Source organism: Gordonia sp. SID5947, assembly GCF_009862785.1.
Taxonomy (GTDB): Bacteria; Actinomycetota; Actinomycetes; order Mycobacteriales; family Mycobacteriaceae; genus Gordonia.
The window spans coordinates 599070-618724 of record NZ_WWHU01000001.1 but is presented as its reverse complement, the minus strand read 5'-3'; the positions used below and the strand labels follow the sequence as shown (position 1 = coordinate 618724).

The following is a 19655-nucleotide window of genomic DNA, read 5'->3' as shown; positions in this document are numbered from 1 at the left end:
GCGTGCCGGTTTGTCCGCACTTCGTGGTTATCGGCACATTTCCCGATGATGTGCGATCTGCTACGCCCCCGTCCCTCTGGCCGGCTCACTTGATGCCTGCGGCGTCCATTCCACGCAGTTCCTTCTTCAGGTCCGCGATCTCGTCACGCAACCGGCCCGCGAGTTCGAACTGCAGGTCGCGCGCGGCACTCATCATCTGGTCGGTGAGCTGTGCGACCAGGTCGGCGAGTTCGGCCCGTGGCATCGACGACGTGTCGCGCTTCTCGATGACCCCGGCGCTGCCACCCCTCGCCTTGGAGACCTCACCCTGTGCCCGACGGCCGCGGCTGGCGTTGCGCCCCGAGCCCCCGACAGCGACAGCCTCATCCTCGGCTTCTCGATAGACCTGGTCGAGGATGTCGGCGATCTTCTTGCGCAACGGTTTCGGGTCGATGCCCATCTCGGTGTTGTAGGCCACCTGCTTCTCCCGACGACGTTCGGTCTCGTCGATCGCGTTGCGCATCGAATCGGTGATCTTGTCGGCGTACATGTGAACCTCGCCGGACACGTTGCGGGCAGCACGTCCGATGGTCTGGATCAGCGACGTCGTGGACCGCAGGAAGCCCTCCTTGTCGGCATCGAGAATGGCGACAAGCGACACCTCTGGGAGGTCGAGGCCCTCTCGGAGCAGGTTGATGCCGACCAGCACGTCGTATTCGCCGGATCGCAGCTGGCGAAGGAGTTCGACGCGACGCAGGGTGTCGACCTCCGAATGCAGGTAGCGCACCCGGATGCCGAGTTCGAGCAGATAATCGGTGAGGTCTTCGGCCATCTTCTTCGTCAGCGTGGTCACCAGGACACGCTCATCACGGTCGGTGCGCTCCCGGATCTCGTGCACGAGGTCGTCGATCTGCCCCTTGGTCGGCTTGACCACCACCTCCGGGTCGATCAGCCCGGTCGGACGGATCACCTGTTCCACGAATTCGCCGTTGGCCTGACCGAGTTCGTACGGACCGGGCGTCGCGGACAGGTACACCGTCTGTCCGATCCGGTCGACGAACTCATCCCACGTGAGTGGCCGGTTGTCGACCGCCGACGGCAGTCGGAATCCGTAGTCGACGAGGTTGCGTTTGCGCGACATGTCACCCTCGTACATGCCGCCGATCTGCGGCACGGTCACATGGGACTCGTCGATGACCATGAGGAAATCGTCCGGGAAGTAGTCGATGAGGGTCGCAGGCGCGCTGCCCGCGGCGCGACCGTCGATATGTCGCGAATAGTTCTCGATACCGGAACAGAAGCCGACCTGACGCATCATCTCGAGGTCATAAGAGGTACGCATCCGGAGTCGTTGCGCCTCCAGCAGTTTGCCCTTCGACTCCAGTTCCGCCAGCCTGGCTTCGAGCTCCTCCTCGATTCCCTTCATCGCCTTCTCCATGCGCTCCGGTCCGGCGACATAGTGGGTGGCGGGGAAGATCCGCAGCGAGTCGACCTGACGCACAACGTCTCCGGTCAACGGGTGCAGATAGTAGAGCGACTCGACCTCGTCGCCGAAGAACTCGATGCGGACCGCCAGTTCCTCGTACGAGGGAATGATCTCGACGGTGTCGCCGCGTACGCGGAAGCTGCCACGGGTGAAGGCGGTGTCGTTGCGGGTGTACTGCACATCGACGAGGAGCCGCAGCAGGGCATCGCGGTCGATCTCGTCACCGACGGACATCTCGACCGATCGGTCCATGTACGACTGCGGCGTACCGAGGCCGTAGATGCAGGACACCGAGGCCACCACGACCACGTCCCGCCGCGACAGCAGATTGGAGGTCGCCGAGTGCCGCAGGCGCTCGACATCGTCGTTGATCGACGAGTCCTTCTCGATGTAGGTGTCGGTCTGCGCGATGTACGCCTCGGGTTGGTAGTAGTCGTAGTACGACACGAAGTACTCGACGGCGTTGTTGGGCAGCATTTCGCGCAGTTCGTTGGCGAGCTGGGCGGCGAGCGTCTTGTTCGGCGCCATCACCAGCGTCGGACGCTGGACACGTTCGATCAGCCACGCCGTGGTGGCCGACTTACCGGTACCGGTTGCGCCGAGCAGGACGATGTCCTTCTCGCCTGCCGCGATCCGTCGTTCGAGGTCGTCGATGGCGGTGGGCTGGTCGCCGGCCGGTTCGTACTCGCTGACCACCGCGAACCGGCCTTCGGTGCGTTCGATCTCCCCGATCGGCCGGAACTCGGAATGCGCGAGTACGGGGTGTTCTGCTGCAAAAGCCATAGTGCCAGGGTAAACGCGCGGTACGACAGATGTGTTCCGTCAGCGACGTCGGCCGTCACCACATAAGGTCACGGCCATGACGGTAGCTCCGCATCCACCCAAGCGGGAGATCTTCGACGTGCCGGCGATGACCAACACCGACAACAAGGGGTTCGTGCGGCCGGTGGAGCGCTACGAGGTCACCGACCATGGCCTCTACATGTCACGCCCGGCCGATCATCCGCGGTTCTTCCACCTCGAGTCGTGGCTGCTCCCCGACCTCGGGCTCCGGGCGAACATCTTCCACTTCACCGCGGGCCACCACGACGGTCAGCGCCTCTATCTGGACGTGGGCAGGTTCGGTTGGCCGGATGGCGACGGTCGATGGCATGCCGAGGACTGGTACTTGGATCTGGTGGATGTACCGGGACTGTCTCTCGAACTGATCGACGTCGACGAACTCTTCGAGGCTCACAGCGCAGGTCTGCTCGACACGGCGCAGTGCGAGGAGGCGGTCGCGATCGCCACCCGAGCCCTGGTGGGTGCTGCTGAGCACGGTCATGACGTACAGGGATGGCTCGACGATGCCGCGGGTGGGCCGGTGTTCTTCCGGGATCACCGCGCGAGCTGACCCATCGGTACCCGGCGGACGCGGGCAGGGCCGGCGACCGCAGGACGAGATCCGTCCCTGTGAGTTGGAGCTGAGGGATTATCCCCCTCGGAGTGAGCTCACGGGGAAAATGCCGGACCTTGACGATTCGGGGCCGGACGGGTCCCGGGCCGGGGATTCGCGATGAGACCCCCGCCGAGAATGAACGAGGGCAACTGGATGCCTGTTCCGACCTGGGCCGTGGTGGTCTTCCATACGCCGCGCTGCGTTGCAGTGATCGTGTAGCTTGCCGCGTGCCGCGAGCTTCCCGGTGACGGTCACCGTCCCGGCCGTTGGCTTCACCTCGATGAGCTTCTCCGAAGATCCGCTGTTACGCGTGGCAGTAATGGTGACCATGTCTGCGGTGTCCGAGTAGTCGTCGACGGTCGCGGCCATCTCGTACGGGCAACCCGTCCCGCAGCGGTTCATGACCAGTCCGTATCCCAACGGGGGTGGTGACCTCCACCTTCGCCGCCACGGCGTTCGCGGGCACCGCCATCACGACACCGGCCGCACCGACGCTCGCGATCGCTGCCGCCGACCACAGAACCACTTGCGCTACTTGCCATTGTGTTCTCTCCATTGCTGATTCGTGCCGATGCCCCGATCCGACGGACGGGACCCGCCAACCATGCCGTCACTCGCCGCGGAATCCCAGGTTGGCGGGACAGACGCGCCGAGAACGGAAAGACCACGGACAGAACACGATCGGGGGCGTTGCGAACAGTGTCCGCAGCGCCCCCGATCGATCAGTTCGGAAAGCTCACATCGTCATCTCATCAGCCGAGAACGATGCAGGAGCCACTCAGCGGAAGTTCCACCGACCCGGTGCTCGGGAGCTGGATACCGGTGCCCACTTTGGCCTCGACCGACTGGGACATCGGGTTGCCTTTTTGGAAGGCCTTGATCGTATAAGTTCCCGGCGATTCAGGCTCGAAGGTGTAAGCAGCCTTCGAGTTCGAAGGCTGTACCGATTTCGAACCAATGTTTGTGCCGTCCTTGGCGACAGTGAACGCAACAGTTTCGCTACCTGTCACCGTCGCCTCGACGTCATAGGAACAGCCCGCGCCGTACAGACCCGCCGTCGAACCGTATCCGGAAGGTGTGGTGATTTCGATCTTCGACACCGAAGCACTCGCCGGCGCGGCCATGACGGCGCATGCGGCTCCGGCGCCGAGGAGCGCCGTGGCGGCTCCGACGATCCGACGACTCTTGCCTACAGCCATGTGTTGATCTCCCTTGAGGTTTGGTGGCTTCTCGGCCACAGTCCATCGACTGCGGCCGTCTCAGGTATTTCACAGATGTCGCAGTCCGGCAACCCGGGACAGCTCTCGATCGCGTCCTCGACGCGCACAGTTCATCCGCTGCCCGGGTTCACGTGACATCCACGCGAGCGATCACAGAATGATGCACGAACTTCCGGTGTAGACCGCCTGCACCACCGTGAGTTCGCCGGTCGTCTTGGTCGAGCTGCCCTGCTTTGCGGTGATCGTGTACTTGCCCGGCAGCAGTGGAATCCAGCTGAAGACGGCCTTGTTGTCGTTCGGGGTGACCGTCTGGGATCCCGGCACTGTTCCGGTGACGGTGAACTGCACAGGTTCATCGGTGTTCACCGTCGCGATGACGCCGTACCCGCAACCCGCGCCATATCGGTTCTCGCCCACCGATCCCAGTAACGCCGAGTTGTCGATCTGCAGATCCTCGGTCAGCGCAGCGTTCGCCGGCGCGGCCAGTACGGCTCCCGCCGCGACGACACTCGCGAATGCGATGGCCGTCGACGCCGTCCGGACCCTCGTGTGTACACCCATGGCTGTTCTCCCTCGACTCAGAGCAGTGACGTAGGTCGCACCTACAGGTGCGCGCTTCACGCTAGCAAAGCCCGACGTCGGCGGCCGGGCGAAGCGCTGAATCTGGAGACGGACGTATTCAGAGTTCATCTGAACACGGGACAGTCAACTGTCGGAGCGGGCGCGCTTCCACTCGGCGATGCGGCGATAGGCGTCGTCGAACCACGGCTCTTTGGCCGCGATGTAGCGGGTCAGATCCCCGCCCGCCCCGGCCAGAGCCTTGTCCTTCATCTCGGCATATTCGCGACGCGCAACCTCATCGGCCCGCAACCAGTCGCGGAAGTCGATCGCGAAGGCGCGGCCCGGAGATGCGGCAGGCCGCACGTGCACGTTGACCGGGCGGCCCGGGTCCGCCGAGCCATGAAAGCGCTTCCCCCACAGCCCTTCGTCGACCGACCCCGTCGCAGGATCTGGTTTGGGACGGTCGGCCTCGATACCGGGAACCCGCGGAAATCCGCCGTCGGCGAGGACGTCGACGAGGGCGTCGGCAACCTTCAGATCGGCGACGGTGATCTGCACGTCGATCGTAGGTTTCGCGGGCAGACCGGGAACCGCCGTCGAGCCGATGTGATCGATGGCGGTGGCCTTGTCCCCTACCACCGCCCACAATCGGTTCACGATCCGAGCCCCCTGGGCAGCCCATGAAGGATCCGGATCGACCAGCGTCAATGCACCCCGCACCGCGGTCCGTGACCGCACATTCTGGTCGAAAGGTATGAGACGTTCGTCCCACAACGCAGCGGCCGCCGCGGCGAGATCCTCGGGCGAACCCGAGTTGTCGAGCCACACGTCGGCGACCGCGCGTCGTTGCTCATCGGTGGCCTGCGCGGCGATGCGGGCGCGGGCATCGGCTTCCGGCATGCCCCGCGCCGTGGTCAACCGCTGGATCCGCACCTCGGCGTCCGCATGGACGATCACGACGAGGTGGAAGAACGGGGCCATGTTCCCTTCGACGAGCAGTGGGATGTCCTGCACGACGATCGCATCGTCGGGAGCGGCGTCGAGCAGTTCCTGGGTGCGCTTCCCGACGAGCGGGTGAGTGATCGAATTGAGCTTCGTGCGCTGTTCTTCGTCGACGAAGGCCTTGGCCGCCAGTGCCGGACGATCGAGGCTGCCGTCGCCGGCAAGGATGTCCGGTCCGAACGCCTCGACCAGGGCGGCCAGCCCCTCGGTACCGGGCTCCACCACCTCGCGCGCGATCTTGTCGGCGTCGATGTGGTAGCCGCCGCGTTCGATGAAGGTCGTCGCCACGGTCGATTTGCCGGCACCGATGCCGCCGGAGAGCCCCAGTCTGATCACACCGACCAGTCTTGCAAACCCGGTGGCAGACGTTCCCGCGACCTCACGGTGGAGGTCGCGGGAACGGTCGGACGCAAGGTATCGGATCAGCCGGTGACGCCCGTCAGTTCGATCGTCTGCTCGCCCACCTCGGCCTGAGCCTTCTGCTCCCCCGTGTTCAGATCGACCGCGGTGATCGTCTTCGCCGCCGGATCGGAGACGTAGGCGACCTCTTCCTGGACGTGCACATTGGGCATCGCAGACTGCCACTCGTCCGGTTCGGTCCACGCGGGGATGACCGGGACCTTGCGGATCTGCTCGGCGGTGACGGGGTCGTACACGTAGAGGGCACCGTCGGTTCCGAGAATGACCGCGGAGCCGTTGGGCCCGCGCTCGATCGAACGGAAGCTGTAGCTCGTCGGGAACGGCACGATCCGCAACTGCCCGGTACGGGTGTCGGTCAAGGTGAACCGGTTCGGCCGCTCGAGCTCGGCGTCCTCGTCGGTCTTGTAGTCACCCAACACGATCGGTGAATCCTCCGCGCCGGCCTGATTGCCGATGCGTCCATACCCGTCAGGACTCTGCACCTTCCGGATCTCGTTGCCGCGCACGATCAGGATGCCGTCCTGGCAGCCGAAGGTCAGCACACCGTCGGCGGCCGCGGCCTCACCGTGGACCCCCGGGCACTGGTCGTTGCGGGCGATCTCGTTGCGCTCCCGGTCGAGGATCACGATGCCGGAGCGGGTGTCCTCGTTGCCCGAGGTCACCACCAGGCTGCCGTCACCGCGCGAGACCGCAACACCGTGGTGCGGCTCGGGCACGGTGTACTCGGTCGACTTCGCGTTGCCGCGCTCCAGTTCTGCGGGCTCCACGATGTCGACCTCGCCGGTACCGTCGGAGAACAGCGTGATCCGGGAGTCGTGTGGGACCACGTGACCGGGCTCAGCACCGCCGAACCGCATCTCGGTCATCGACGGCGCGACCGTGTAGTAGTGGCCGTGATCGCCGTGCTGACGCGTCCACGTACCCATGTCGAGGACGCGGAAACCGCCTGTCTCCGAGACGAAGACGTTTCGACCGTTGTCGGCGCTGTTGAGCCGGATGAATCCCTCGGTCGGGATGTCGGCGACCTGGTCGAGGCTGTCGGCGTCGAGAACGAGGATGCCGCCGTCGTAGCTCAACGCCAGGCGCGGTGTGGCGCTCTGTTGTTCGACAGACTGCCCGTCGACCGCCGAGCTCGAGGAAGCACTACTGGTGGCCGAGGTCTCGCTCCCCGACCCGCAGGCGGTGAGGGAAAAGGACGACGCGACCAGCAGTGCGGCGACCTGTGTCAGTTTTGTCCGTTGTGATTGCACGCGGGACAGTCAAATGTCTAATGACAATTATTGTCAACAACGCATGCTTCGTCGGCCGGAAAGACACCACTCCCCGGTTCGGTATCCGAACCGGGGAGCGGTGAGCGTTACTGCTGGGTGCGTATCAGGCGTTGCCCGACAGCTTCTCGCGCAGAGCAGCGAGCTGCTCGTCGCTGGCCAGCGAGCCACCCGTCGAAGCGGGAGCGCTGCTCGCGCTCGAGCGGCCCTCCGATGCCGACGAGTAGTCCGACGGGGCCTTCTCGGCCTCGGCGGCAGCGGCAGCGAACTTCTCGATCTGGGCGGTGTGCATCTTGTGGCGACGCTCGGCCTCGGCGTACCGGGCCTCCCATGCCTCACGCTGCTTCTCGAAGCCTTCGAGCCATTCGTTGGTCTCGGCGTCGAAGCCCTCCGGGAAGATGTAGTTGCCCTGCTCGTCGTAGCTGTCGGCCATGCCGTACTTCGAGGGGTCGAACTCTTCGGTGTAGTCCTCGTTGGCCTGCTTGAGGCTCAGCGAGATCCGGCGACGCTCCAGATCGATGTCGATGACCTTGACCATCGCGTCGTCACCGACTGCGACAACCTGATCCGGCACCTCGACGTGGCGCTCGGCCAGCTCGGAGATGTGGACCAGACCCTCGATGCCCTCGTCGACGCGGACGAACGCACCGAACGGCACGAGCTTGGTGACCTTGCCCGGCACGATCTGACCGATCGCGTGGGTGCGGGCGAACTGACGCCACGGATCTTCCTGAGTCGCCTTGAGCGACAGCGAGACACGCTCGCGGTCCAGGTCGACGTCGAGAACCTCGACAGTGACCTCGTCGCCCACCGCGACGACCTCGGACGGATGATCGATGTGCTTCCAGGACAGCTCCGAGACGTGGACCAGACCGTCGACCCCGCCGAGATCGACGAACGCGCCGAAGTTGACGATCGAGGACACGACGCCCTTGCGGACCTGCCCCTTCTGCAGCTGGTGCAAGAACTCGCTGCGGACCTCGGACTGGGTCTGCTCGAGCCATGCCCGGCGCGACAGGACCACATTGTTGCGGTTCTTGTCGAGCTCGATGATCTTGGCCTCGATCTCCTTGCCGATGTACGGCTGGAGGTCGCGGACGCGACGCATCTCCACCAGCGACGCGGGGAGGAAGCCACGCAGACCGATGTCCAGGATCAGGCCGCCCTTGACGACCTCGATGACGGTGCCCTTGACGGCCTCGTCCTTCTCCTTGAGCTCCTCGATGGTGCCCCAGGCACGCTCGTACTGAGCGCGCTTCTTGGACAGGATCAGGCGGCCTTCTTTGTCCTCCTTGGTGAGGACCAGTGCCTCGACCTCGTCACCGACGTTGACGACCTCGTTGGGGTCGACGTCGTGCTTGATCGAGAGTTCACGGGAAGGGATGACGCCTTCGGTCTTGTAACCGATGTCGAGCAGAACCTCGTCACGATCGACCTTGACGATGGTCCCTTCGACGATGTCGCCATCGTTGAAGTACTTGATCGTGGAGTCGATGGCGGCGAGAAAGTCCTCGGCCGAGCCGATGTCATTGACGGCTACTTGCGGCGAGGTGATCGTGGGGGACGACATATGTTGAGTTGCTCCGGACAGGTGTGTAGTAGGTAAAGTTCTTCTGATTGCACGTGCGAACAGCGTGTAGTCGAGCACACGCGCGTGAGCCAGCGTACTCCAGCCGCATTGAACTGGGCAAATAGTTGCCACGACGGAGGGTGACCACGTGGTCCATTCGCTCGAACTCCTCCTGGACGATGCGTCTGACCAGGAGATTCGCGCTCAGTGGAGACTGCTCGCCGAGGCCGGTCTGCCGAACCAGGGATCGATCCGGTCCGGGACCAATCGGCCGCACGTCACACTCCTGGCGGCACAACATATCGCGACCTCCGCCGACGGCGCGTTGACACCGGTGAGCACGCGACTCCCGGTGCACATGACGATCGGTGCACCGATCGTGTTCACCCACGGCTCCCGGATGACACTGGCCCGCCTCGTCGTTCCCTCGACCGAGCTCCTCTCGATACACGCCCAGACGGTCAGATCGACCGTGGGGCACCTCGGTGACGCGCCCGCACCGATGCCCCACAGCACCCCGGGCCGGTGGACACCACACGTCACAGTGGCCCGGCGCCTCGATCCCGGACAGCTCACCCACGCGCTCGCGACCATCGACACCCGCTCGACTATCGAAGGAGCTTTCGTCGCGATCAGACACTGGGACGGCGACGCCACGACCGAGACGATCCTCGCGGGCCGCGACTGCTGAGCTTCCCGTCGACCCCGCTGCATCATTCGGTTCCCGCGGCATCGATCGACGCAGCGGGAGCGGAAGGATGCAGCGGGAACGTCGTCAGGATCGTCGAGACCGCACTGTGTGCACCACTCGCCGCGCATCATTGACAGATGACCGCATCATCGAACGACGTCAGCGCCGACGAGTTCTCCGAACGCCTCTTCGCCTCGGCCCTCGCGACCGCCGAGACGATGAGTGTCTATCTGGGCGAGAAGCTCGGCTGGTATGCCGCTCTCGTCGACCGCGGACCGCTCACCTCCGACGAACTCGCCGAACACACCGGGACCGACGCACGATATGCGCGGGAATGGCTGGAGATGCAGGCCGCATTCGGCATCCTCCACGCCGACCTGGACACCCGACCGGTCCGGTTCGCCATCACTGCCGGCGTGGCCGAAGTCCTCACGGACCCATCGAGCCTCGCCTTTCTCGGCCCCCTCCCCCAGATGTTCGCCGCATCCTTCGCGCACCTTCCCGAGTTGCTCGACGCCTACCGGACAGGTGGCGGCGTGAGTTGGGAGCGCCTGGGCGCCGACGCCCGCGAATCTCAGGCGGCGATGAACCGCCCATGGTTCGACCGGCGTCTCGCTCCGTCGCTGGCGGCCGTCGATCATCTGCACGGCAGACTGTCGCGGCCGGGCACTCGGGTCGCCGACATCGGCTTCGGGGGCGGGCACTCGACCGTCGCGCTGGCAACGGCCTACCCCGGTGCGACGTTCGTCGGACTGGAGGTAGATGCGGAATCGGTACAGATGGCGCGCCGCGCCGCCGTCGATGCCGGCGTCGCCGACCGGGTGGAGTTTCTTCTCGTCGACGGCGCAGAAGCCACGGCGCGGGGACCGTTCGACATTGCCTTCGCCTTCGAATGTCTGCATGACATGCCGCGTCCGGTCGAGGTCCTCTCGGCGGCGCGTGCCTCGTTGGCACCGGGCGGGTCGATGGTGGTGATGGACGAGGCCGTGTCGGATGAATTCTCGGGTCCGGCAAGTGATCTGGACAAGATCATGTACGGATTCTCCCTGTTCGTCTGTTTGCCGGATGCCATGAGTTCGCCGCCTTCGGCGGCGACAGGGACCGTGATGCGCCCGTCGACGCTGACGTCGTATGCCCATGCGGCGGGCTTCACGAGAGTCGACGTCCTGCCGATCGAGGACTTCGGCTTCTTCAGGTTCTACGAACTCATGACAGACTGAGGCCGATGATCGAGGACGAACCCGGCCACCCGGATTCTGCCGAGTCGAATCCGGCCGAGACGAGCAGCATCCGGCCGCCTCGCGTGCTGGGCAGGGTCGATTCGACGACGAGCGACCGCGCGAATCGGTGGTGGTGGGATCACGATGCCGAGAACTATCACGCCGAACACGGCGATTTTCTCGGCACCTTTGCCGACGGTGGAGATTTCGTGTGGTGTCCGGAAGGTCTCCGCGAGGCGGATGTCGGGCTGCTCGGCGAGGTCGCCGGGCGCGACATACTCGAAGTCGGGTGCGGTTCTGCACCCTGCTCCCGGTGGCTCGGTTCGCAGGGTGCTCGCGTCGTCGGTGTCGACCTGTCCCGCCGGATGCTCGGCATCGGGCTGGCCGCGATGGCCGCCGACGGCGCACACGTTCCCCTCGTCCAGGCGACCGCCGAGTCGTTGCCGTTCGCCGACGAAGCCTTCGATGTCGTGTGTTCGGCCTTCGGTGCCGTCCCGTTCGTGGCGGATTCGGCAGGTGTGATGGCCGAGGTCGCCCGCGTCCTCCGACCCGGCGGACGTTGGGTGTTCGCGGTCAACCACCCGATGCGATGGATGTTCCTCGACGACCCCGGACCAGATGGACTCGTCGTGCACATCCCCTACTTCGATCGCACCCCGTACACAGAGGTCGACGAGTCCGGTGCCATCACCTACGTCGAACATCACCGCACGGTCGGTGATCGCGTCCGGGAGATCCGTTCCGCCGGATTGGTTCTCGACGACATCGTGGAGCCGGAGTGGCCCGAGGGATTCGAACACGAATGGGGCCAGTGGAGCCCGTTCCGGGGCCAGTACTTTCCGGGGACCGCGATCTTCGTCTGTCACAAGCCGCGCTGACCCGTCGAGGAATCCCCGATCAGAGCAGCTTCGACAGAAAGCTCTGCGTCCGCTGGTGCTGTGGGCTGGCCAGAACGTCGCGAGGTACGCCCTTCTCCACCACCACACCGGCATCCATGAACACCAGCTGGTCGGCGACCTCGCGCGCGAAACCCATCTCATGGGTGACCACGACCATCGTCATACCCGACGCCGCGAGTTCACGCATAACGCCGAGGACCTCGCCGACGAGCTCCGGATCCAACGCCGAGGTCGGCTCGTCGAACAGCATGAGCTTCGGCTCCATGGCCAACGCGCGCGCTATCGCGACACGTTGCTGCTGTCCACCCGAGAGTTGCGCGGGGTAGGTGTCGGCCTTCTCCGACAGGCCGACCCGCTCGAGCAGATAACGCGCACGTTCCGACGCATCCTTCTTGCTCTGCTTCTTGACCTGGGTCGGCGCCTCGATGACGTTCTCCAGCGCGGTGCGGTGCGGAAACAGGTTGAAGTGCTGGAACACCATGCCGATGTCGCGTCGCTGGCGGGCGGCATCCTTGGGACTCATCTCGTAGAGCTTGTCGCCCCGCTCCCGGTAGCCGATGAGATCTCCGTCGACGTAGAGTCGGCCGGCGTTGACCACCTCGAGATGGTTGACGCACCGCAAGAACGTCGACTTCCCGGAGCCGGACGGGCCGATGAGGCAAAGGACCTCACCCCGCCCCACCTCCAGCGTGATGCCCTTGAGTACCTCCAGCGAACCGAAGCTCTTGCAGACCCGGTCGGCCTGGACCATCGGCTGCTCAACGACGCTCATCGCTCTCCCCATCCACGATCGGCGCATTCTGGACGGCGGCCATGGCTTTCAGCTGGCGTGCGGTCATCTGCCTGCTCGCCCCCTTCGAGTAGTAGCGCTCGAGGTAGTACTGCCCCACCATCAACACACTCGTGATGACCAGATACCAGGTAGAGGCCACCATCAGCAGTGGGATCGGCTGGAAGTTCACGCCCGAGATGTCGCGCGCACGTCCGTAGAGTTCACCGGTGAACGGCACCGCAGCAACGAGGCTTGTCGTCTTGAGCATGCTGATCACTTCGTTGCCGGTCGGCGGGATGATGACCCGCATCGCTTGCGGCAGCACGGTCCGACGCATCGTCTGCGCCCATGACATGCCCAGCGCCACCGAGGCCTCGGACTGTCCTTCACCGACCGAAGAGACACCGGCCCGGACGATCTCGGCCATGTAGGCCGCCTCGTTCAGGGCCAGACCGATCATCGCGAACGTGAAGGCGGCGTTCAGCGACTGGATGTCGAAGTGGGCGAACTGATACACGAATGGGATACCCAGGTCGATCTGCTTGTAGATCGACGGGAACAGCCCCCAGAACACCAACTGGACGTATACCGGTGTTCCGCGGAACACCCACAGGTAGACCCACGCGGTATAGCGCAACACGGGGTTCGGCGACAGTCGCATGATCGCGAGCAGGACACCCAAGATGATCGCGATGAGCATCGCGAGCACGGTCAGGGCGAGCGTGTACCAGACCCCGGACAAGATGCGTGTGTCGAAGAGGTACTTGGCGTACGTATCCCAGGCGTACGCCGCGTTGGTGGCCGCGCCATAGACGAAGAGCGCGGCCAGCACCAGGACGATCGTCGCGGCAGCCCATTGGCCGGGATGACGCAAGGGTACGGCTTTGATCGGATCCGGATCGGTGGCGTCGGCCCCGGTCGGTTGCGGACCCGTGGACGGAGAGCTCACTGCCTAGCTGACCGCGCCGTTGATCACCGCGTTCGGGATGGTGCCCGACTGGACACCCCAGTTCTCGGCGATCTGCATGTACTGGCCGTTGTCGATCAGATGTTGCACGGCCTGTCGCAGAGCCTCGCCGAGCGGCGAGCCCTTGGCCACCGGGTACCCGTACGGAGCCGATTCGAAGACACCACCCGCAGGCTCGATCGCACCCTCGGATCGCTTGATCGCATAGGCGGTCACCGGCGAATCGGCGGACATCGCGTCGACCTTGCCGAGCACCAGGGCGTTGACCGCTTCGTCCTGCGAGTCGAACTTGACCTTCTGGATGGCGGGCTTGCCCGCGTCTGTGCATGCCTTGCTCTTGGCCGGGACCTCGTCAGTGTCCTCGACGGTGGTGGACTGCACGGCGACGCGCTTCCCGCAGGCGTTGTTCGGGTCGATCGATGCACCCTTCTGCTTGGCCCACTGGATCCCCGCGCTGTAGTAGGTCACGAAGTCGACCTGCTTCTCGCGCTCCTTGCTGTCGGTGAACGACGACATCCCGACGTTGTACGTACCCTGCTGGACCGCGGGGATGATCTTGTCGAAGTCGGCTTCCTTGTAGACCGGCTTCAGCCCGAGGACGCCGGCGACAGCGTTCATCAGATCGACGTCGTAGCCGACGATCTGGCCGCTGGGATCCTTGAACTCGTTGGGCTGGTACGGCACGTTCACCCCGACGATCAGCTGGCCGGACTGCTTGATGTTGTCGGGAACCAGATCGGCGATCTCCTGGACCTTGGTCGCCTCCACCTTCGACGACGACGCCGCCGGGCCGGACGACTCGGAATCCTCGTTGTTGGAACATCCCGCCAGGGCGAGAGCCAAGACCGCACAGAGCGCGACCAGCACTCCACCGGGCCGGGACGATCGCAGAAAACGCATCACATACCCCATCTGTTCAATACCTCGCATGCATCCGCATGGTCGGGCGCACGACGGCATCGGCGGCCATCGACGACGCACATGACGAACTTAATTGCTACCAACCCTATCCACCGGGTAGTTACCAGAGATTTACCGGATGGGGGTCTCGATACGACCCGCAGAACGGCGCACCCGCGCACTCCTGAGCTACTCGACCGGCAGAACGGCAGGCCTCCTCATCCGATCGCCTGTCAGATCCGCTCGAGTACTGCATCGGTGAACCCACGGGTCGTCGCGGTGCCGCCGAGGTCCGCAGTTGCCGTCGACTGCGCGAGCGTGTCGGCGACCGCCGCCTCCATCCGTCCCGCCGTCGCGATCAGTCCACCATCGGATGTCGCCTCTCCGTGTCGACGCACCGCCATGGCCGTCGACATGATGATGGCAGCCGGATTCGCGAGCCCGCGGCCGGCGATGTCGGGAGCGGCGCCGTGCGTGGCCTGCGCCATCACCTTGGTTTCCGAACAATTCACCGACGCGGCGAGACCCAGCGAGCCGGCCAGCTCGCCCGCGAGATCGGAAAGGATGTCGCCGAACAGATTCTCGGTGACGACCACGTCGAAATCGGAGGGACGCCGGACGAGGTGCGCCGCCATCGCGTCAACGTGCTGTTCGTCCGCGACGACGTCCGGGAACTCCGCGGCCACCTCGCGGCACACGTCACGGAACAGTCCGGTGGTGAGCCGCAGAACGTTCGCCTTGTGCACGATGGTCACGTGTGATGATCGTTCGCGGGCCGCCTCGAAAGCCACGCGTGCGATCCGCTCGGATGCCTGTCGCGTGATCATCCCGACCGCGAGCGCCACGTCCGGCGTCGGCATGAACTCGCCGGTGCCGGCGAACATGTTGCGGTCCGCGTACAAACCCTCGGTGTTCTCCCGGACGATCAGCACGTCGATGTCCCGCGCGGTGGCGCGGACGCCGGGAAAGGCACGGGCCGGGCGAAGGTTCGCGAACAGTCCGTACCGGGTCCGGATCACCGCTCCGGGCGTTCGTTCGGAGTGCGGTGCCGGATAGCTCGCGGAGTCGTGCGGCCCCATCACCCAGACGTCGAGATCGTCGAGGGCGCACAAGGTCTCACCGGGAACAGGATCGCCGTGACTGTCGATCGCGCTGCGCCCGAAAGGCAGCTCGACCCACTCCACCTCGATGTCCTCGGCCCTTGCGGCAGCGCCGGCGACCGCAATGGCAGCCGGCACGATCTCGGGTCCGATGCCGTCGCCGGTCAACACCCCGATACGCAACATCAGTGTGCCGCGTCGTCCCATGAGCGCCCGAACCCGACCGAGACCTCCAACGGGACGGACAAGGTGATCGCGCTGCCCATCTCCTCACGGACCACGGCCTCGACAGCGTCGCGCTCCCCGGCGGCGACCTCGACGACCAGTTCGTCGTGGACCTGCAGGAGCATGCGGGACCGGAGTTGCTCACGCTCGAGACGTCCGTAGACGTTGATCATCGCAACCTTGATGATGTCGGCGGCGGTGCCCTGGATGGGAGCGTTGAGTGCCATCCGTTCCGCCGACTGCCGTCGCTGCCAGTTGTCACTGTTGAGATCCGGGAGATACCGGCGCCGCCCGAAGAGCGTCGCGGTATATTCGTTGCGCCGTGCCTCGGCGACCACGTCGTGCAGGTAGTCGCGGACGCCCCCGAACCTCGCGAAGTACGCCTCCATCTGCTCTTTCGCCTCGTCGCGGCTGATCTTCAGCTGCGCTGCGAGTCCGAATGCGCTGAGTCCGTATGCGAGTCCGTAGGACATCGCCTTGACCCGGTGGCGCATCTCCGTGGTGACCGCGTCGATAGGTACGCCGAATGCGCGGGACCCCACGAAATTGTGGAGGTCCTCGCCCGTGTTGAAGGCCTCGATCAGTCCGGCATCTTCGGACAGATGGGCCATGATGCGCATCTCGATCTGGCTGTAGTCCGCGGTCATCAGGCAGTCGAAGCCCGGTCCCTCGGACTGGGTGCCGACGATGAAGCCCTTGCGAATCTGACGGCCCGCCTCGGTGCGAACCGGGATGTTCTGCAGGTTGGGTTCGGTCGACGACAACCTGCCGGTCGCCGCGACGGTCTGGTTGAACGTCGTGTGCACCCGCCCGTCGTCGGCCACGGATTTGAGAAGGCCGTCCACGGTGACCTTCAGGCGTGTCGCGTCCCGGTGCTCGAGCAGATGCGCGAGGAAGGGATGTTCGGTCTTCTCGTACAGACCCTGCAACGCGTCGGCATCGGTGGTGTAGCCGGTCTTGGTCTTCTTCGTCTTCGGCATGTCGAGCTTGTCGAACAGCACCGTCTGCAGCTGCTTCGGCGAACCGAGATTGATCTGCTCGCCGATCACGTCGTATGCGGCATCCGCGGCAGTGCGGATGCGCTGGGCGAAGTCACTTTCCAACTCCCCGAAGTGATCGACGTCTACCGCGATGCCGGCCGCCTCGAGCTGGGCGAGCACGAACAGCAGAGGCAGTTCCATCTCGGTGAGCAGCGGCTTCGAGTCGATCCGCTCGAGCTCGGTGTCCAGGGTGTCGGCGAGTTCGGCGACCGCCCGCGCCTCCAGCATCTGATGCTCGGCATGCTTCGCATCTCCGGCGTCCTCGTCGAGCAGCGACATCTGTCCGTCGTCGGGTGCGGTGTCGTCGCGGAGTTCGCGACGCAGGTAGCGCAGCGTGAGGTCGTCGAGGTTGAACGTGCGCTGCCCGGGACGAACGAGATAGGCGGCCAGCGAGGTGTCGCTGGTGACACCTGTCAACGTCCAGCCACGGGCCCGTACGGCGTGGATCGCCCACTTCACCTCGTGCAGCGCCTTGGGCCGATCGGTGTCCGCGAGCCAGGCACCCAGCGCCACCTCGTCGTCGGCGTCGAGTCCGGTCACATCCAGGTAGGCCGACGTCCCGTCGGCAGCGGCGATCGCGATCCCGGTGGCGTCCGCGCCGATCACCTGACGCGGTGACGTGACCGCCACACCGCTACGTCCGGTCGCGGTGTGCTCGTCCAGCCACGCACGCACCTCCCCTGCCCCGAGTATGGTCCCGTCGAGTTCGAATCCCGATTCTGCTTCTGGCTCAACGGAACTCAACGTCGAGAACAAACGGTCACGGAGAACCCGGAACTCGAGGTCGTCGAAGAGCCGGTGGATGCGGTCACGGTCCCAACCGACCATCGCCAGTTCATCCGGCCCGGCGGGGAGCTGCATGTCACGCACCAGTTCGGTGAGCTGCCGGTTGGTCTGCACCGAGGCCAGGTGGGCACGCAACGCGTCACCGACCTTGCCCTTCACCTCGTCGACGTGGTCGACCAGGGATGCGAGCGACCCGTATTCGCGAATCCACTTCGACGCGGTCTTCTCTCCGACACCGGGGATGCCGGGCAGGTTGTCGCTCGGATCGCCGCGGAGCGCCGCATAGTCGGGGTACTGCACCGGCGTCAGACCATACTTCTTCTCGACCTCCTCGGGAGTGAACCGGGTCAGGTCGGAGACGCCCTTACGCGGGTAGAGCACGGTGACGCTGTCGTCGACGAGCTGCAGCGAGTCCCGGTCACCGGTCACCACCAGCACCTTGTAGCCCTGGGCCTCGGCCTGGGTCGCCAGGGTCGCGATGATGTCGTCGGCCTCGTAACCCTCGATCGCCATCACCGGGACCCCGAGCGCATCGAGCACCTCCTTGGTGAGGTCGACCTGGCCGTTGAACTCGTCCGGAGACTTCGACCGCTGCGCCTTGTACTCCGGGAACATCTCCGACCGGAACGTCTTGCGTGACACGTCGAAGGCCGCGGCGATATGGGTGGGCTCCTCGTCACGCAGCAGATTGATCAGCATCGACGTGAACCCGTAGACGGCGTTGGTCGTCTGACCGGTCGCGGTCTTGAAATTCTCCGCCGGTAACGCGAAGAAGGCGCGGTAGGCCAACGAATGTCCGTCGAGCAGCATCAGGAGCGGCTGCCCGTCCTTGCCTGCCGGTTTCGTCGCGGGCGCTGTCGAACTCTTCGCGGGACTCACCCCAGGGAGTCTAATGACCCGACCCGACAGTTCGAGGAGGTGTCAGCCCGGTCGCCGCATGGGCCACAGCTTCGGCCCGCCGTGCGGCAGGTCGATCTCGCCGATGACCTCGAAACCGAACCGTTCATAGAGCGGGACGTTTGCCTCGTTGGACGCTTCGAGATGCACCGCCCCGGCCATCCCGTCGAGCCGGGCGTGCAGCATGCTGGTGCCGACGCCCTGCCCCTGGACCGTTGCGCCGATCAACGGCAGATACCAGTACGGTTGGTTCGGCCGGTACTCGGCGCACAGCTCGTCGAGTTCCTGGCCGTAGGACGCACGCTTGCCGAGCGCACAGATGAAGCCGGCGATGCCACGCATCTCGTCGACCTTGCGGACGGCGAATCCCGGCGGATCCCACACCGATGCGCCCACCGCGGTTCCGTCGAGCATGGCCACGTCGCGTCCACTGTCCCGTCCGTGGCCGGTGGTCAGCATCGCCTGGAAGAACAGATGATCCTTGCCGCGATCGGGCAGCATCCACCGGATCACCGGGTCCTCCACGAACGCCTGCGCGAGCAGGGTGGTGATCAGCTTCTTGTCCGAGGACGCGACGACCGAGATACCCGCCATCTCACGAGATTAGGGCCGGCCGCCTCCGGTGTCGGCCGTTTCGCCAGGTTCAACCCCGCCGATACATCGGCCACACCGTCGGTCCACCCTCGGGAAGAGTGATCTCGGTGGTGACCTCGAACCCATATCGCTCATAGAGTGGGATGTTCGCCTCGTTGGAACTCTCCAGATACGCCGGCGCGTCGACCCGATCGATACCCGCGGCGAGCAGTGCGCTGCCGATGCCCACACCCTTCACCGTCGCCCCCACCTGCCCCAGGTACCAATGCGGTTCCTTGGGCCGTAGCTTGGTGAACTCCTGCTCCAGCAGCGCGCCATAGCGCATCCGGCCGCCCAGGGCTCGGACGAACCCCACCATCGATCCGATCTGCCGGGTGGGCGAGATCTTGTGTCCGGGTGCATCCCACACGGCCGCGCCGATCGGCACTCCGTCCCGCAGGGCCAGATCGATCGATGCATCCTCGCCGTGCACCCAACGGACCAGCGTGCGGAAGATCTGCTTGTGATGACGGGAGTCCGGCTGCAACCAGCGGATGACGGGATCGTCGACGAATGCTTGAGCGAGGAGCGAACTCACCAGGTCGAGATCTCGGCTCGAGGTCACTGCGATGGCCGGCATG

At 65.1% G+C, this 19655-nt stretch carries 17 protein-coding genes; 4 read left to right on the top strand and 13 right to left on the bottom strand.

The features are described 5' to 3' along the window. Positions 1-85: 85 nt before the first annotated feature. The gene (uvrB, locus tag GTV32_RS02920) at positions 86-2248 is read right to left on the bottom strand and encodes an excinuclease ABC subunit UvrB (protein ID WP_161058870.1); all 2163 of its coding nucleotides are present in this window, start codon (positions 2246-2248) and stop codon (positions 86-88) included. 76 nt (positions 2249-2324) lie between these two features. Between uvrB and GTV32_RS02915 the strand changes: the two genes are divergently transcribed. Further along, positions 2325-2858: a DUF402 domain-containing protein gene (locus tag GTV32_RS02915; RefSeq protein WP_161058869.1), complete on the top strand. Its 534-nt coding sequence runs from the start codon at positions 2325-2327 to the stop codon at positions 2856-2858. Between the two features lie 797 nt (positions 2859-3655). Here GTV32_RS02915 and GTV32_RS02910 read toward each other — a convergent pair. From GTV32_RS02910 to rpsA, 5 genes are all read right to left on the bottom strand, one after another. Next, entirely contained in the window at positions 3656-4102 is a 447-nt protein-coding gene (locus GTV32_RS02910) for a hypothetical protein (RefSeq protein WP_161058868.1), read from the bottom strand. Between the two features lie 171 nt (positions 4103-4273). After that, positions 4274-4684, bottom strand: a complete 411-nt coding sequence (locus GTV32_RS02905) for a hypothetical protein (RefSeq protein ID WP_161058867.1) — start codon at positions 4682-4684, stop codon at positions 4274-4276. Between the two features lie 144 nt (positions 4685-4828). Beyond that, positions 4829-6022, bottom strand: coding sequence for a dephospho-CoA kinase (gene coaE / locus GTV32_RS02900; protein ID WP_161058866.1), 1194 nt, complete (start codon positions 6020-6022; stop codon positions 4829-4831). A gap of 86 nt (positions 6023-6108) precedes the next feature. Continuing rightward, the gene (aztD, locus tag GTV32_RS02895; RefSeq protein WP_161058865.1) at positions 6109-7356 is read right to left on the bottom strand and encodes a zinc metallochaperone AztD; all 1248 of its coding nucleotides are present in this window, start codon (positions 7354-7356) and stop codon (positions 6109-6111) included. Positions 7357-7480: 124 nt separating this feature from the next. Continuing rightward, positions 7481-8944 carry a 30S ribosomal protein S1 gene (gene rpsA, locus GTV32_RS02890; protein WP_161058864.1) on the bottom strand — a complete coding sequence of 488 codons (1464 nt, stop codon included), beginning with the start codon at positions 8942-8944 and terminating at the stop codon, positions 7481-7483. Positions 8945-9092: 148 nt separating this feature from the next. Between rpsA and GTV32_RS02885 the strand changes: the two genes are divergently transcribed. The 3 genes from GTV32_RS02885 to GTV32_RS02875 all read left to right on the top strand — a co-directional run bounded on the left by GTV32_RS02885 (position 9093) and on the right by GTV32_RS02875 (position 11733). Continuing rightward, entirely contained in the window at positions 9093-9635 is a 543-nt protein-coding gene (locus GTV32_RS02885) for a 2'-5' RNA ligase family protein (RefSeq protein ID WP_161058863.1), read from the top strand. Between the two features lie 137 nt (positions 9636-9772). Beyond that, positions 9773-10855 (top strand): class I SAM-dependent methyltransferase, encoded by a 1083-nt coding sequence (locus GTV32_RS02880; RefSeq protein WP_161058862.1) that lies wholly within the window; start codon positions 9773-9775, stop codon positions 10853-10855. 5 nt (positions 10856-10860) lie between these two features. Continuing rightward, complete coding sequence (locus GTV32_RS02875) at positions 10861-11733, top strand: class I SAM-dependent methyltransferase (RefSeq protein ID WP_161058861.1); 873 nt, start codon at positions 10861-10863, stop codon at positions 11731-11733. A gap of 19 nt (positions 11734-11752) precedes the next feature. Here the strand turns inward: GTV32_RS02875 and GTV32_RS02870 are convergent, their stop codons facing one another. From GTV32_RS02870 to GTV32_RS02840, 7 genes are all read right to left on the bottom strand, one after another. After that, positions 11753-12526 (bottom strand): amino acid ABC transporter ATP-binding protein, encoded by a 774-nt coding sequence (locus GTV32_RS02870; RefSeq protein WP_161058860.1) that lies wholly within the window; start codon positions 12524-12526, stop codon positions 11753-11755. Further along, positions 12513-13475: an amino acid ABC transporter permease gene (locus GTV32_RS02865; protein WP_161058859.1), complete on the bottom strand. Its 963-nt coding sequence runs from the start codon at positions 13473-13475 to the stop codon at positions 12513-12515. Before GTV32_RS02865 ends, GTV32_RS02870 begins: the two co-directional genes overlap by 14 nt. A gap of 3 nt (positions 13476-13478) precedes the next feature. Continuing rightward, the gene (locus GTV32_RS02860; RefSeq protein ID WP_202422040.1) at positions 13479-14393 is read right to left on the bottom strand and encodes an ABC transporter substrate-binding protein; all 915 of its coding nucleotides are present in this window, start codon (positions 14391-14393) and stop codon (positions 13479-13481) included. Between the two features lie 233 nt (positions 14394-14626). Continuing rightward, positions 14627-15679: an isocitrate/isopropylmalate family dehydrogenase gene (locus tag GTV32_RS02855; protein ID WP_161062299.1), complete on the bottom strand. Its 1053-nt coding sequence runs from the start codon at positions 15677-15679 to the stop codon at positions 14627-14629. Continuing rightward, positions 15679-18423 (bottom strand): DNA polymerase I, encoded by a 2745-nt coding sequence (gene polA / locus GTV32_RS02850; protein ID WP_161058858.1) that lies wholly within the window; start codon positions 18421-18423, stop codon positions 15679-15681. The genes GTV32_RS02855 and polA overlap by 1 nt, the downstream gene beginning before the upstream one ends. 42 nt (positions 18424-18465) lie before the next feature. Next, positions 18466-19035, bottom strand: a complete 570-nt coding sequence (locus GTV32_RS02845; RefSeq protein ID WP_161058857.1) for a GNAT family N-acetyltransferase — start codon at positions 19033-19035, stop codon at positions 18466-18468. Positions 19036-19084: 49 nt separating this feature from the next. After that, complete coding sequence (locus tag GTV32_RS02840; RefSeq protein ID WP_161058856.1) at positions 19085-19654, bottom strand: GNAT family N-acetyltransferase; 570 nt, start codon at positions 19652-19654, stop codon at positions 19085-19087. Between the last annotated feature and the right edge of the window lies 1 nt (position 19655).

Coding starts and splice junctions, on each gene's coding strand:
- uvrB (WP_161058870.1), bottom strand. CDS start 2,248: ATGGCTTTTGCAGCAGAACACCCCGTACTCGCGCATTCCGAGTTCCGG.
- GTV32_RS02915 (WP_161058869.1), top strand. CDS start 2,325: ATGACGGTAGCTCCGCATCCACCCAAGCGGGAGATCTTCGACGTGCCG.
- GTV32_RS02910 (WP_161058868.1), bottom strand. CDS start 4,102: ATGGCTGTAGGCAAGAGTCGTCGGATCGTCGGAGCCGCCACGGCGCTC.
- GTV32_RS02905 (WP_161058867.1), bottom strand. CDS start 4,684: ATGGGTGTACACACGAGGGTCCGGACGGCGTCGACGGCCATCGCATTC.
- rpsA (WP_161058864.1), bottom strand. CDS start 8,944: ATGTCGTCCCCCACGATCACCTCGCCGCAAGTAGCCGTCAATGACATC.
- GTV32_RS02880 (WP_161058862.1), top strand. CDS start 9,773: ATGACCGCATCATCGAACGACGTCAGCGCCGACGAGTTCTCCGAACGC.
- GTV32_RS02875 (WP_161058861.1), top strand. CDS start 10,861: ATGATCGAGGACGAACCCGGCCACCCGGATTCTGCCGAGTCGAATCCG.
- GTV32_RS02870 (WP_161058860.1), bottom strand. CDS start 12,526: ATGAGCGTCGTTGAGCAGCCGATGGTCCAGGCCGACCGGGTCTGCAAG.
- GTV32_RS02860 (WP_202422040.1), bottom strand. CDS start 14,393: ATGCGTTTTCTGCGATCGTCCCGGCCCGGTGGAGTGCTGGTCGCGCTC.
- GTV32_RS02855 (WP_161062299.1), bottom strand. CDS start 15,679: ATGTTGCGTATCGGGGTGTTGACCGGCGACGGCATCGGACCCGAGATC.
- GTV32_RS02845 (WP_161058857.1), bottom strand. CDS start 19,035: ATGGCGGGTATCTCGGTCGTCGCGTCCTCGGACAAGAAGCTGATCACC.
- GTV32_RS02840 (WP_161058856.1), bottom strand. CDS start 19,654: ATGCCGGCCATCGCAGTGACCTCGAGCCGAGATCTCGACCTGGTGAGT.